We start from the raw sequence: 13,397 nt of genomic DNA, 5'->3' as shown, positions 1-13,397 counted from the left end.
CCTAGCTCAAGCCATCGCAACAAATCTGGCTTGAGGTGCGCGAGCGATAATCCTCAATAAAGTCATCGAAGCTCCCGGTCTGATTTAGCTCCATCGCTGTTTGCTCAGTGATCGAGTTGCGCGCCAACTGTTCAAAATAGGCTTGCATTTCAGAGCTTGGTGGATTGCTCTTAAAATGTTCGGCAAAGTACTGACTCTGGGCCAGCGCAAACTGGGGGAAAGAATGATTGTTGTGCTTGATTGCCTCAAGCACGCGTGCCGACGGTGTTAAGTCGGGATCGCGCAATTTTTCCAGTTGATTTGATAGACTCGTTTGATGCTCGGTGGTCTGACTTTGTTGGTCAAGCAAGGCGGCCAGTGGTCGTATCTTTTCCAATAAATTGTTGCCCCAAGTTTGCAGCGAAATCGCTTTCCCTTGTTGTTGCAACATCAAGCCAGGTTGACGGCCGTACTTTACGGTTAAGGCGAAATTATCCAGGTTTTCTTGCCCTTCAATATCGTTCGTGAGCGGGCTCTCGTCTAAGGCACAAAATAGCAAGAAGGCATCTAGAAAACGCGATGTGGATAAATTGATGCCCAAGGCTTCAAACGGGTCAACATCCATGCAGCGCACTTCGATGTACTGAACGCCGCGAGCGCACAAGGCTTCGACCGGACGTTCTGCCGTTTTAATCACGCGTTTGGGACGTATGGTGGCGTAAAACTCATTTTCAATTTGCAGCACATTGCTGTTGATCTGCATCCATTCCCCGTCCTTTTTGATCCCTAATTCGGCATACGGTGGATAGGGTTTTCTGACCGCCAAAGACAGGCTACGCATGTATTCCAACAGATTGTTATAGGGCGGCACTAAACCATCTTGCACATTGTTTTGATAGCCCAGATCACTCATGCGCAGGCTAGTGGCATACGGCAGATATAAGGTGTCCTCTGACAGACTTTCCAAATTGTGCTGGCGTCCGTGCAAAAAGCTTTTCGACAATGCTGGAGAAGCGCCAAACAAATACATTAGTAACCAGCTATACCGATGGAAATTACGAATTAAGCCAATATAACTTTCCGACTGAAAATCCTGATGACTACGAGTGTCACCCTCGGTGTCTGCAATCAGCTTCCACAAATCTTCTGATAAAGAATAGTTGTAATGAATACCAGCGATACACTGCATGCTCTTACCATAACGAAGCGCTAGGCCGCGTCGATACACATGCTTGATCATGCCAATGTGGGATGTTCCATACCAAGCAATGGGAATATCTTTTTCCTCAGGCAATTCGCAAGGCATGGAGTTATTCCATAGCATCTCATCAGAGAACTTGCTATAAGCAAACCGATGAATGGCATCCAGCTTGTCCAAGGCAATGGAAATATCTTGCTCAGCCGGTGTAATGAATTCCAGCAAGGACTCTGAATAATCCGTGGTAATTAGAGGATTGGTCAACGCGGCACCAAGGGCTGGCGGATGCGGTGTCAACATCAAATGCCCTTGTCGATCAACTCGCAAGGTCTCTCGCTCAATACCACGCAAGCCCTGTTGTAATAGCGGCAGATGTTCGGGGGTATTAATGCGTTGTAGACGTTGCTTGAGCAAATCGCTGTGATGACTATCCAAGTTGAGCATCCTTTGCTGGTGGTGAATCGAAGGCTTTTATGATCGAAGGATCAAAAATTGTGTATAGCATAGCCGAAATTTTGAAAACGCATATTTGTCGGCTTGGTTTCTTGCCGCGGTTTCCCTTGGATTTGAAGTGAACTATGCGCCACAACCATCCTCTTAAAACGGTACTTCATTGACGAAATCGTGGCGTTCATCCAAATCAGCTAATCATCTCTGCCATTTTATGGTCTCATGCTAACTGTGCCGCAATCTGTCAATTTTTCATTATTACTCACAAGGATGACATCTCCATGAAAATCTTTACCCGTAAGCGAGTCGTTTTAGCGATTAGTTTGTTAATCATTTCTGGCGTTGGCTTTACCTATTTTTCCTCGCCCCGCAAGGACAAGTTAGAAGAACCAAAATATCGAACCGCACTGGTCGAGCAGGGCAATATTACCCAAACAGTGACTGCCAGCGGGACGTTAAATCCAGTGGCCTTGATTAATGTTGGCTCGCAGGTTTCTGGCACGGTGATCGAGCTCAATGCTGATTTCAATGACCGTGTCAAAAAAGGGCAGGTGTTGTTGAAATTAGACCCAACCATTTTTAACGCGCAGATCAAACAAAGCATGGCAAGCGTGGCATCGGCCGAAGCGTCTAAAAAATTAGCGATTGCCAACTATGAACGTAACCTTAAATTAGTGGCACAAAATTATGTTTCTGGTGTCACCTTGGAGCAATCGAAACGCGAGGTGGATGTAGCTGACGCGAATCACAAATTGGCGTCAGCGCAATTAGACCGCGTTCGTGCCGACTTGGAAAACAGTATCATTCGTTCGCCCATTGATGGTGTCATTATTAAGCGAACGATTGATCTTGGACAAACTGTCGCGGCATCATTTCAAACCCCAAATTTATTTCAGATCGCCCGTGATTTAACCAAGATGCAGATTGATACCAGCGTCTCAGAGGCCGACGTTGGTGCACTCAAAACTGGTTTGCCAGCGCGTTTTGTGGTCGATGCCTATCCTGATCGTGAATTTGATGCCAGCTTGCGTCAATTTCGTCTGGCTGCCACGGTGCTGCAAAACGTGGTGACTTACAACGTGGTGTTGGATGTCGATAATAAAGATGAGTTATTAAAACCTGGCATGACTGCTCAGGTGCGTTTGGTGGTTGGTAGTCGGCAGAATGTATTGCGGATTCCAACTGCGGCACTGCGGTTTAAGCTTAGCGATAAAGATATTGCTGAAAAAGAGAAAAAAGAAAAGAAAGCTTCGAAACAAGCATCGGCAAGTGAATCGGCCGCTGTGGTCGCGAGTAAGCCGGAGCCGGAAGATGATATTGGTTTTCGAAGCAAGAATGAGATCACACGTTCATTTAAGGTCTACAAGCTGGATTCAAAAAATGAAGCTCAGCCTGTGGATATCAAAATTGGCATTTCCAATTTTCGATATACCGAAGTGCTTTCTGGTGATCTGAAACTTGCAGATAAGGTCATTATCCGTTCGCTAGAAAAACTGGCAGCTGACAATTGAGAAGCGGGGAATGGCGATGACAGAAACGAAAAAATTGCTGATTGATATTCAGCACATTACCAAAAGTTATTTTTCTGGTGATGTCGAAACGAAGGTCTTGTTTGGCATTGATGTACAAGTGCCGCATGGCGATTTTTTAGCGGTGATGGGACAGTCTGGCTCTGGTAAATCCACGTTGATGAATATACTCGGATGCCTCGATCAGGCGACGACTGGGACCTATTTACTGAATGGTGTCGATACTTTGAGCTTATCGCGAGCCGAGCTAGCGAGTATTCGGAATAGCACAATAGGATTTGTGTTTCAAAGTTTCAACTTAATCAAGCGTATGTCGATTGCAGAAAATGTGGCACTGCCTTTGATCTATGGCGGTGTGTCGCGGGCGAAAGCGTATCAAAAAGCCTTAGTCGAATTAGAGCGCGTGGGTTTGCAGGATTTTGCTAAACGCATGCCAAATCAATTGTCTGGGGGGCAGCAGCAAAGGGTGGCGATAGCCCGTGCTTTAGTTGGTGATCCACCTTTGCTATTGGCGGATGAACCAACTGGGAATTTAGATACGCAAACCAGTATCGACATCATGCGTTCCCTGCAGCATTTGAATCAAGAACGAGGCATTACCATTCTGCTAGTGACCCACGAGCCAGACATTGCGGCGTATAGCAAGCGCTTGGTCAGGTTAAAGGATGGTCGTGTGCTATATGATGGTCCTGCGGCAGCAGGATTACAACAGCTAGCGATGAGTCACGATCAGCCGTCCTCATTACAGGAGACTGCGACATGAATTTGATACAGATTTTTATCGAGGCCTTTCGCGCCATGAATGCCAATCGCTTGCGTACCGCGCTGACGATGCTTGGGATTGTGATTGGTATTACTTCTGTGGTGTTGATGATGGCGGTTGGGCAGAGTGCACGTAATTTTATCGACAAAGAATTAGATACGCTGGGCAATAATTTATTGATCGTCTCACCTGGCGCAAAGCGAGCACAAGGTGTACGTGCTGCCGCGGGAACAGCGCCATCGCTGACCTTAGAAGATGCCAAGGCGATGAATGACTTACCGAGTTTGAACGGTGCTGCGCCTTCATTGACTGGTTTTTTTCAAATTTCGGTAGGAAACGAAAATTCAAGTAATTCTGTCCAAGGGATCACCTCGGAGATGTTTGCATTACGGAATTGGAAAATTGATCAAGGAAATTATTTCAGTGATTCTGACATTCGTGCAGCGGCACGCATGGCGGTGATTGGTAAAAAAATTGCAGAACAATTTTTTTATAAAACGAATGCGCTTGGACAGTTCATCCGTATTAACGGCATTCCGTTTCAAGTGATCGGCATTTTGGAAGGAGAGGGGCGGATGTTCGATGGTGGCGACTTGGGGGAATTGGTATTGATTCCAATTACCGCAGCACGAGCGAGTCTAATTCGTAGTCCATTTCCTCGCAATGTGCAATCGGTCTTGGTGCAGGCAAAAGATAGTAAGAGTCTGAAAGATGCCGAGCTTGATATTGCTGAGTTATTGCGTGACCGCCATCGAATTAGAACTGATCAAGTCGATGATTTTCGTATCGATAACTTGGCTGCGTTCGCGGAAGCAGGTGCCAAAATTAGCGCAGGTCTGGCGGCGATGTTAGGTGCTATCGGTGCAATTTCTCTGATTGTGGGAGGAATCGGTATTATGAATATTATGTTGGTGTCGGTAACAGAACGTACCCGTGAAATTGGGATACGTATGGCAATTGGTGCTAAACCCCATGACATCCTGTGGCAATTCTTGACGGAAGCCGTGGTGATCTGTCTGGTTGGTGGTGCCTTCGGTGTGCTGTTAGCGACCGGTGGTGCAGCCCTAATTACGGCTCAGAGCCCTTTGGAAGTGTTGATTAGTACCAAATCGATGATCATTGCTTTTGGTTTTGCTAGTTTTATCGGTATCTTCTTCGGACTTTATCCAGCCCGTCGTGCATCGCGGTTGTTGCCTGTGGATTGCTTGCGTTATGAGTAAATCACTGGTCTAAGCTCCGTTAGTGCTATCTAGATCCTAGCCTTCTCTTGTTTGTAGTGCAAGAGAAGGCTTTTTTATTGCTTACAGCTACAAGCAACTAGTTTAAGATCTCAGCTTTGTAAAAATCGCTGTATTGGCAGGAATAGGATGTTGCATGACTAGTGTGTGTGGTTTGGATTTTGGTACCTCGAATTCGACAGTGGGCTTCCATGATGGAAATGAAGTAAGTCTACTAATGTTGGAGGATGGAAAAGCAACTTTGCCTTCCGTCATTTTCTTTAACGCGGATTTGGATGAGGTTGTCTACGGGCGTGCGGCTTTGACGGCGTATTTAGATGGCTATGAAGGGCGCTTAATGCGCTCGATGAAAAGTTTGCTAGGAACCTCGTTGATTGATGGGCAAACCGAAGTGCAGGGACGGCGGCTCGCGTATAAACAATTATTAACGCAATACATTACCGAACTAAAAAAACGTGCAGAGTCAGCGGCACAGACCTCATTCGAACAAGCGGTTTTTGGGCGTCCTGTTTTTTTTATCGATGACAATCCGGCGGCGGATCAAAAAGCCGAGCAGACTTTGCGCGAGATTGCCCAAGCTGCAGGATTTAAAGATATTGCTTTTCAATTTGAACCGATTGCCGCTGCGCTCGATTACGAGTCTCGAATAACGCAGGAAGAATTGGTGCTGGTGGTCGATATTGGTGGCGGTACCGCAGATTTTTCTGTGGTACGTCTGTCGCCGCATCGACGTCAGAACATCGACCGGCAGTCGGATATTTTGAGTAACACCGGGGTGCATATTGGCGGTACCGATTTTGATAAATATCTTAGCTTGCAACATCTGATGCCAATGCTGGGTATGGGCGGACGCCTAAGCAATGGCATGGAAATGCCGTCGGCAAATTATTTTAATCTGGCGACCTGGCATACGATTAATCTGGTGTATTCACAAAAAATCGTCAGAGAAATTCAAGACATTTGTCGTGATATTTCTGATCCCTTGCTACGTTATCGTTGCGAGTGCTTTTTGCATTTGATAGATCAAAGAGATGGCCATTGGCTTGCACTAAAGGCTGAAGATGCCAAGATCCGCTTGAGCGACGCCGACACGGTACAGCTAAAACTCGAACGTTTGCGTGGCAAACACATCGATGAAACGCAGCGCGCATTGTGCTTGAACAGGGCGCAATTAGATGCAGCAATTGCGCCCTTATTTGTACAGCTAAATCAAACTATTGCGAATGCGATAGCCAATGCTGGCGTGGATAATGCACAAATCGATACGGTTTTTTTTACCGGCGGTGCTAGTGGCATTCGCGGCTTGCGACAAGACCTAGCGGATCTACTGCCGAACGCTAAAATGGTACAAGGCGATGCCTTTGGTAGCATTGGTGCAGGCTTGGCTTGGGATGCAAAACGACGTTTTAGTTAATTGTTATGAAGCACGTAATGTGTGGACGTTGTTTTCCTTAAAGCGATTGGCAAGGTACTCCCAATTTGTTGTTGCGTGGCAAGGTAGTTGCGATATACTGAAAAGACATTGGTTTGTGTGAGTTTCCATACATTTTGGGGGCAGCATGTCAGAAAATCTGGATGACGACGAGATACTGATCGAGGAAGATCTTGAGACGGATGTCTTGGCAAATATCTCGCAGCGCACCTGGAAAATCGCGATTGTCGATGATGACGAAGATGTGCATCGTGCCACCGAATTCTCATTGCTCGACGTCAAAATTTTGAATCGTCGTCTAGAATTTATTCACACCTACTCAAAAGCAGAAACTCACGAACGATTTGCGGTTGAATCGGATATTGCCGTGGTCTTATTAGACGTGGTAATGGAGACCGAACACGCCGGACTTGATTTAGTTTTCTTTATCCGCGATGAGCTTAAGTGGCGCGACACCCGCATTATTTTGCGAACGGGACAACCTGGTTATGCTCCTGAAGAAGATGCTATTCGTGATTACGACATCAATGACTATAAAACCAAAAACGAACTCACCCGTAAAAAATTGCTGACGGCGCTTACTGCCGCGATTCGTTCCTACGATCAATTACGCACGATTGAAGCCAGTCGTCGCGGATTACATCAAATTATTACCTCGAGTGCCGCATTGTCTATGCAAGATGGCATTGAAGGATTTGCTTCCGGCGTCATTACGCAAATCGCTGCCTTATGCGGTGTTCCCTCCGAAGGTTTATTGTGCGCGCAATGTGATGAGGCATTGCAATTTGACAATAACTTTCGATACAGCGTGATCGCTTCGGCTGGTCACTACCGCAGTTTGATGAATCGGCCGATTGATGAAATCGATAATCCGATAATTCGCGATGCGCTGCGTCGCGCGCTGTCTGAACGGACTTCCTTATTTGAAGAGCACAACATGACTTTGTATTTCTCTGGTAGAGGAAAACGAGCCATTGCGGCCTTCATAGAATTACCTTTTGCTTTGTCGTCGGTTGACCAGCAATTATTAGAAGTATTTTGCTTTAATTTAGGCGTTTGTCTGGATAACCTAGGGCTGATCAGTCAACTCAAGAGTTTTGCTTTCCGTGACCAATTGCTCATGCTGCCAAATCGGCTTAAATTTATTGAACAGCTCAACACGGTGATCGATAAACGTAGCCCAGATCAAATGGTCGTGCTAATTGATATCGATGATTTTGCGGAAATTAATGATGTACTCGGACATCGTTACGGTGATCTCTTACTTCGAGCGGTAGCAAGCCGATTGCAACAAGCTTTGGGTAACAGAATCTCGTTGGCACGCATCGGCGGCGATGTGTTTGGTTTGCTTGGTCATAGTGCTGCGCTAAAACCAGAGGATTTACAAAAAATGTTTGTTGATCCTTTCATCATTGACGATACGTCGCACAGCGTCTCAATGTCGATGGGCATGGTTGCTTTGGACTCCTACGCACAATCGGGTGCTGATGTATTAAAAGACGCCAGTATTGCGCTCAAACGTACTAAGGGATATCAGCGCGGTTCACACACCTTATTTACCCGTGAAATGGGAATCGAGATTCGCGAACGCGCGGTACTGATGCAGCATTTACATAAGGCCTTTGACGCTGAGCGTTTGTATTTGATGTACCAGCCGCAAATTGATTTGAGTAATCGACGTATCATCGGCTTTGAAGCGCTCCTGCGTTGGCGTACCGATGATGGACAAATGATCCCACCAACAGATTTTATTCCGCTGGCAGAGCATTCTGGGCTGATCATTAGTTTAGGCGCCTGGGTCTTGCGTACCGCTTGTTTCACCATGATGCAATTACTTGAGAAAGGCTTCGAGCTCGATCGGATTGCTGTGAACGTATCTGTGATTCAGTTCCGTCAGCCAGAATTCATCAAGCTAGTCGAGCGAGCATTGCATGACAGTGGCTTGGCACCACATTACCTAGAATTAGAAATCACCGAATCCGTGACCATGAACGGTGCTGGTATGTTTGAAGAAGCGCTCGCCGGTCTAAAAACCTTAGGCATACAAATTGCCATCGATGATTTTGGCACAGGCTTTTCATCTTTGAGCTACCTAGATAAATTACCGGTTGATCGTTTAAAGATTGATCGGGCGTTTGTAACACAAATCGATACTTCCGCTGGCCCTCGCATCGCCGAACTGATTACACAGCTTGGAAAGAAATTGAATGTAAAAATTATTGCAGAAGGTATAGAAACTGAATTGCATTGGGATGTTCTGCAAAAAATGGGCTGCGATGAAGGACAGGGGTTTTTGATTGCACGGCCCATGTTAGAGAGTGCAATCGAACCATGGTTAAGAAGCTGGAAATAAGCTGGAAATAAGTTTGAAATAAGTTTGAAATAAGCTATCGGGTGCTTAGCCCGCAGTAAACTCTTGGTAGCCTTTAGCACGTAACTCACAGGCAGGGCAGCTTCCGCAACCATGACCCCATGCATGCATTTGCCCACGTTCCCCTAAATAGCAGGTATGGGTATCGCGCCGGATTAATTCGATCAAGGCGCTTCCACCCAAGCTGTCAGCCAGGCGCCACGATTGCGCTTTGTCTATCCACATCAATGGTGTCTCTATATTTAAGCGACTGTCCATGCCCAAGTTAATCGCCACTTGCAATGCTTTCAGACTGTCATCACGGCAATCAGGGTAACCGGAAAAATCCGTTTCGCACATGCCACCAACAAGAATCCCCAGTTGACGACGATACGCCAATGTTGCAGCTACCAACATGAACATTAAATTTCGTCCTGGAACGAAGGTATTGGGAAGGCCATTTGCTTGCATTTGTATGGCAATATTCTCTGTCATGGCGGTATGAGACAGTTGTGAAATCAGTGATAGATCGATGACATGGTCTTCACCCAAACGATGATCCCAGTCACTCGAAATCGTACGTATTTTTTGTAAGACTTGTGGCCGCATGCTGAGCTCGATGGCGTGCCTTTGCCCATAATCAAAACCTATCGTCTCCACATGTTGGTAACGACTCAAAGCCCAAGCGAGGCAAGTGGTGGAATCTTGTCCACCGCTGAATAAAACTAAGGCGCGTTTAGTGGCGTCCTGGACTTCAGATACGACTGTCATGATTGGTCTCAACTCAAAAGGAAATGTTTTTATTGCGCTGGAATTAGCTTGTTAATCGTGATAATTTTTTGATCGACTTGATCGCCATTACTATCTTGAAAGCGCACGCGAACTGGATAGTAATCCAGGTCGGTCGCCAGCCACAATTCAAGCTTTTGTCCTTGCGCATCTGGTGGCGGTGCTTTGACGATATGCATGACATTCAGCTCGCCAAGTGCGCTAGTGATTTTGCTGTACTCGATGAGCGTAAAAGTCCAAGGGTCGGCGTCTTTTAGGCCAGCTACAAACATTTTCCATTCTTGTCCGGGTTTGTTGCGCTCAGCTTGTTGACGTACTAAACCGACTAATTGCCAAGTCGCACTTAAGCGATCTTGCTCGCCACCTTGAATTGGATAACTAAGATCCGATTCTGAAAAATGGATATTTTTTTGTTCCCTGTCAAAATACGTGGTCGCTTCAGGGCGGCGGAAACGTTTTTCAATAAAGCGATCTGGTGCCAGACCATATTCCAAGATGCTACCTTGACTGCTGCTGACCAAAATTTTGCCGAATATGGCAACCTTAGTTTCTGAGGATAATCGGTATTTCCGTGCTTGTTGATCTTGCTCTGTCACTTGCCAATTGACCACGGCTTCACCGCTGACGGGGATCCCTTTTTGACTCGACTTTAGGCTATAGCGCAAGCTCGCAGATGGTGCGAATTTTAATTTTTCAGCCCAGCTCACCGATTGCCAGCACAGGCCATAAGTGAGCAGAACAAGGGTAATTAATTGCTTGAGCATGTGGGGTTTAGTTCTCGCGGTTGATTTTTTGTTTAAGGGCAACCACGACTTGGTTGGTCACGCTGCCATTGCTCTCGGTATTACGGATTTGCACCGGATACCAACCTAGAGAAGGTGCGAACCAAATGTCTAATTGTGAATTATAAAAACCAGGTTTCGGTGGACGACTTACATGGACGGTCATTAGTTTGCCTGTTTCTGCCGCCAATTTACTATCGATCTCCTCTTCTCCAATCACACGAAATAAAAAAGGTGTGGCATCACGTCCTTCGGCGACTTGGATTGTTAATTCTTTACCTGCGGTCAATTGCGGTTCTTTCGCGTTCCCAATGGCGGCGAGTTGAAGCAAAACGCTGACAGCATCTTGTGCCCCATTTTCCATCGCAACTATCTTATTGGACGCAGAAAAGCTGATGGTTTTTTCAGTATGATTAAAATGAATTGCCGTTGCTGGGCGGGTGCGTCGAATATCGTTGCTGATGACTGGGGTTAAGCCAAACAAATCGATGTGTCCTTCGCTCGTGATCGTCAGTAAATTCAAGTTGGTAATTAACAGATTGATGCCAGCTTCGATCGACAATCGATATTTGCCATTTGCTCGCTCCCAAGACAGACTACCAACGCCAGTGGTGGGATTGCCGTTGACTTTGGTATGGGTGATTTCCATCTGCATTTCTGCCGATTCAGGAACCCGTAGACTAAATTCCGGCAGAGCCTCAGCGCTTTTTTCGTCAATCGGCGCTTGGATTTCGGTAGGCTTTGGTTCTACAACTTCGCTTGTTTCCTTAACGGCTGACTCACTTGCAGGGATGGCTAGGTCTTCGGTTTTAGTCTCAATCTGTGCCGCTTTAGTGGCCTGTGGACGGGGAGCCTTGGCGATCGGAGTCGATTGTTTTGGACTTAGCTTAGCCTTATCTTCTGTCGGCGGCAGCGCTTCCGTGCTGGGGCGCAAACTGACAGTTATGTTAGGCAAATCCTCTAGTGTTGGTTTCGGCGTCCACTCTTTTAAGCCGGCTGACTCTAGCAAGACGATATGCAGTAAGATGGTTGTAAGTAGAAACAACCAAGTACTTAGCTTGCTAAGTTGCTGTCGTAGTTGGGATGAAAAAAAATGCTGGCTCATAACGATAGTGTAATCGTTCTGGCTTAATCTTGCGATGATCCTGCAATCTCTGTTGAATTGATTCAAGCACAATATAAAAATCTTCACTTAACATTTGCATCTTTTAAAGATACTCGCCTAAGGAGACGCACACATGCAAAATCCCTTTCAATCTTCTGCTGCTAACAATATAAATGACCCCTTAGCTTTCGTGAAAAAACTGTGGGGAGATATGCAATTGCCTGGGATGGTCACGCCGACCTTGTCAGTCGATGAGCTAGATAAACAGATTAAGGACTTAAAGACGGTCGAGTCCTGGCTTAATGTCAATATGAATATGCTGAAAGGCACGATTCAAGCCTTAGAAGTGCAAAGAGCGACTATCTCTGCTTTAAAGACGATGGGGGAAAGTTTTGCACAGGCCACCACCAAATCTGAACCTGGATCCAGTGTAGACGAGTCCACTGCAAATTGGCCCATGCACGCGTCCCATAAGGCAGGTTCCGGCGCAAAGACAAGCGCAATCAAGGAGCCAAGCGTAGAGGAAAATGAAGAGGAGACTGAAGACGATGATGCAGAAAGCCCGCCAGAGGATATAAAGGCTGAAGCTAAGAGAGAAACGACCGCTACTGCTGAGCCTCTAGCAGCTGATAAATCATCGATGCACAATCCTGCTGCGTGGTGGACTGTATTGCAAGATCAATTTAAGCAGGCACTTCATCATGCGATGAAAGACGAAGCGCAACAGACACCAGATGCTTCAGCGCCTGTGGCACCTAAAAGTGCAGCAAAGCCGACTAAAAAAACTGCGGTAAAAGCAGCGCCGGCAAGTCGTCAACGTGTTACTAAAGCAGCCGCGGCGAGCACACCAAAAACGAAGGTGGCAGTAACGAAGCCTAAGAGCGCGACGAAAGTGGTAGCAAAAACCACGACAACAAGTAAATCCCGTTCGCGCGTTTAAGCGGATATCGGATCAAATGGAAAATCATCCTCAGGTCTGACGCAAATCTAGTCTGACCTGAGGATTGCTTATAAAAACTCGGATTATTCCGCTAACGCTTTTTCAATCGCCGCCACTAAACCCTTATTTTCAGGTGTGGTTACGCTGGTATAGGAAGCAATGACCTTGCCATTGCGATCTACCAGATATTTATAGAAATTCCACTTTGGTGTGGTGCCACTCGCTTTGATCAATTGTGCATAGAACGGATTGACATCATCGCCACGCACAGAGGATTTGGCAAACATCGGAAACTTGACGCCATAAGTGTTGAAGCAAAAATCGGCGATCTCTTTACTGGAGCCTGGCTCTTGTTTGCCGAAATCGTTTGATGGAAAGCCTAACACCACTAAACCGCGTTGCTGATATTTGGCATACAGCGCTTCCAAACCCTCATATTGTTTAGTAAATCCGCAGTAACTGGCTGTATTGACGACCAAGGCGACTTTACCTTTGTACTGGCAGAGATTTTGCGGCGCTTCATCCTGTAGGCGATTAAAACTATGCTGCAAAATCTCTGGACAGGTTTCGGACTGTGCGTTGGCATTTCCTGCTAACGATAGCAACAAGCAGGTGGCAATAATCGTGATGGATGCAAAAGACATGATGACTCCTTGAAAGTGAATTACTTGTGCAGAGGTCTCACGACGTGAGACTTGATTCGGAAATAAAGGTAAGCGAGTAATGGTAACGCAATTTAAATGCGCTCGCTGTTAGTTGCCGATTCTGCTGCCACACGCTAAAGTACCTGCATTCCTAAAATCAGCGTAACACGCGAACGCTTAACCTAATTGTTGATAGCT

11 protein-coding genes are annotated in these 13,397 nt (G+C 46.3%); 6 read left to right on the top strand and 5 right to left on the bottom strand.

Annotation, left to right across the window (positions count from 1 at the left end; genetic code table 11):
* Position 1 precedes the first annotated feature (1 nt).
* The gene (gshA, locus tag H8K52_RS07330; protein WP_186922246.1) at positions 2-1,621 is read right to left on the bottom strand and encodes a glutamate--cysteine ligase; all 1,620 of its coding nucleotides are present in this window, start codon (positions 1,619-1,621) and stop codon (positions 2-4) included.
* 287 nt (positions 1,622-1,908) lie between these two features.
* On the opposite strand from gshA, the gene H8K52_RS07325 reads away from it, so the two are divergent.
* The 5 genes from H8K52_RS07325 (at position 1,909) to H8K52_RS07305 (ending at position 8,942) form a co-directional block, all read left to right on the top strand.
* Entirely contained in the window at positions 1,909-3,138 is a 1,230-nt protein-coding gene (locus H8K52_RS07325; protein ID WP_186922245.1) for an efflux RND transporter periplasmic adaptor subunit, read from the top strand.
* A gap of 16 nt (positions 3,139-3,154) precedes the next feature.
* Positions 3,155-3,919 carry an ABC transporter ATP-binding protein gene (locus H8K52_RS07320; RefSeq protein ID WP_186922244.1) on the top strand — a complete coding sequence of 255 codons (765 nt, stop codon included), beginning with the start codon at positions 3,155-3,157 and terminating at the stop codon, positions 3,917-3,919.
* Positions 3,916-5,139, top strand: coding sequence for an ABC transporter permease (locus tag H8K52_RS07315; RefSeq protein WP_246464340.1), 1,224 nt, complete (start codon positions 3,916-3,918; stop codon positions 5,137-5,139). The genes H8K52_RS07320 and H8K52_RS07315 overlap by 4 nt, the downstream gene beginning before the upstream one ends.
* Positions 5,140-5,293: 154 nt before the next feature.
* Positions 5,294-6,571, top strand: a complete 1,278-nt coding sequence (locus H8K52_RS07310; RefSeq protein WP_186922243.1) for an Hsp70 family protein — start codon at positions 5,294-5,296, stop codon at positions 6,569-6,571.
* 145 nt (positions 6,572-6,716) lie between these two features.
* A complete protein-coding gene (locus tag H8K52_RS07305) occupies positions 6,717-8,942 on the top strand; it encodes a putative bifunctional diguanylate cyclase/phosphodiesterase (RefSeq protein WP_186922242.1) in 2,226 nt (741 codons plus the stop codon).
* 45 nt (positions 8,943-8,987) lie between these two features.
* Here the strand turns inward: H8K52_RS07305 and queC are convergent, their stop codons facing one another.
* Genes queC through H8K52_RS07290 form a run of 3 tightly spaced genes read right to left on the bottom strand, consistent with a single transcriptional unit; the run spans position 8,988 to position 11,615 of the window.
* A complete protein-coding gene (queC, locus tag H8K52_RS07300) occupies positions 8,988-9,710 on the bottom strand; it encodes a 7-cyano-7-deazaguanine synthase QueC (protein ID WP_186922241.1) in 723 nt (240 codons plus the stop codon).
* Between the two features lie 29 nt (positions 9,711-9,739).
* Entirely contained in the window at positions 9,740-10,492 is a 753-nt protein-coding gene (locus tag H8K52_RS07295) for a DUF3108 domain-containing protein (RefSeq protein ID WP_186922240.1), read from the bottom strand.
* Between the two features lie 7 nt (positions 10,493-10,499).
* Positions 10,500-11,615 (bottom strand): DUF3108 domain-containing protein, encoded by a 1,116-nt coding sequence (locus tag H8K52_RS07290; RefSeq protein ID WP_186922239.1) that lies wholly within the window; start codon positions 11,613-11,615, stop codon positions 10,500-10,502.
* A 133-nt stretch (positions 11,616-11,748) separates the two neighbouring features.
* Here H8K52_RS07290 and H8K52_RS07285 point away from each other — a divergent pair, with 133 nt between their 5' ends.
* Positions 11,749-12,555 carry a PhaM family polyhydroxyalkanoate granule multifunctional regulatory protein gene (locus H8K52_RS07285; RefSeq protein WP_186922238.1) on the top strand — a complete coding sequence of 269 codons (807 nt, stop codon included), beginning with the start codon at positions 11,749-11,751 and terminating at the stop codon, positions 12,553-12,555.
* Positions 12,556-12,638: 83 nt separating this feature from the next.
* Here the strand turns inward: H8K52_RS07285 and H8K52_RS07280 are convergent, their stop codons facing one another.
* Entirely contained in the window at positions 12,639-13,199 is a 561-nt protein-coding gene (locus H8K52_RS07280; protein WP_186922237.1) for a glutathione peroxidase, read from the bottom strand.
* Between the last annotated feature and the right edge of the window lie 198 nt (positions 13,200-13,397).

The organism is Affinundibacterium seohonense (assembly GCF_014284305.1).
Taxonomy (GTDB): domain Bacteria; phylum Pseudomonadota; class Gammaproteobacteria; order Burkholderiales; family Burkholderiaceae_D; genus Undibacterium; species Undibacterium seohonense.
This window is presented reverse-complemented; position numbering and strand designations above follow the sequence as displayed.

Bases quoted from the DNA above. Each gene is read 5' to 3' on its own strand.
- queC (WP_186922241.1), bottom strand. From the start codon at position 9,710: ATGACAGTCGTATCTGAAGTCCAGGACGCCACTAAACGCGCCTTAGTT.
- gshA (WP_186922246.1), bottom strand. From the start codon at position 1,621: ATGCTCAACTTGGATAGTCATCACAGCGATTTGCTCAAGCAACGTCTA.
- H8K52_RS07310 (WP_186922243.1), top strand. From the start codon at position 5,294: ATGACTAGTGTGTGTGGTTTGGATTTTGGTACCTCGAATTCGACAGTG.
- H8K52_RS07305 (WP_186922242.1), top strand. From the start codon at position 6,717: ATGTCAGAAAATCTGGATGACGACGAGATACTGATCGAGGAAGATCTT.
- H8K52_RS07295 (WP_186922240.1), bottom strand. From the start codon at position 10,492: ATGCTCAAGCAATTAATTACCCTTGTTCTGCTCACTTATGGCCTGTGC.
- H8K52_RS07285 (WP_186922238.1), top strand. From the start codon at position 11,749: ATGCAAAATCCCTTTCAATCTTCTGCTGCTAACAATATAAATGACCCC.
- H8K52_RS07315 (WP_246464340.1), top strand. From the start codon at position 3,916: ATGAATTTGATACAGATTTTTATCGAGGCCTTTCGCGCCATGAATGCC.
- H8K52_RS07320 (WP_186922244.1), top strand. From the start codon at position 3,155: ATGACAGAAACGAAAAAATTGCTGATTGATATTCAGCACATTACCAAA.
- H8K52_RS07290 (WP_186922239.1), bottom strand. From the start codon at position 11,615: ATGAGCCAGCATTTTTTTTCATCCCAACTACGACAGCAACTTAGCAAG.
- H8K52_RS07280 (WP_186922237.1), bottom strand. From the start codon at position 13,199: ATGTCTTTTGCATCCATCACGATTATTGCCACCTGCTTGTTGCTATCG.
- H8K52_RS07325 (WP_186922245.1), top strand. From the start codon at position 1,909: ATGAAAATCTTTACCCGTAAGCGAGTCGTTTTAGCGATTAGTTTGTTA.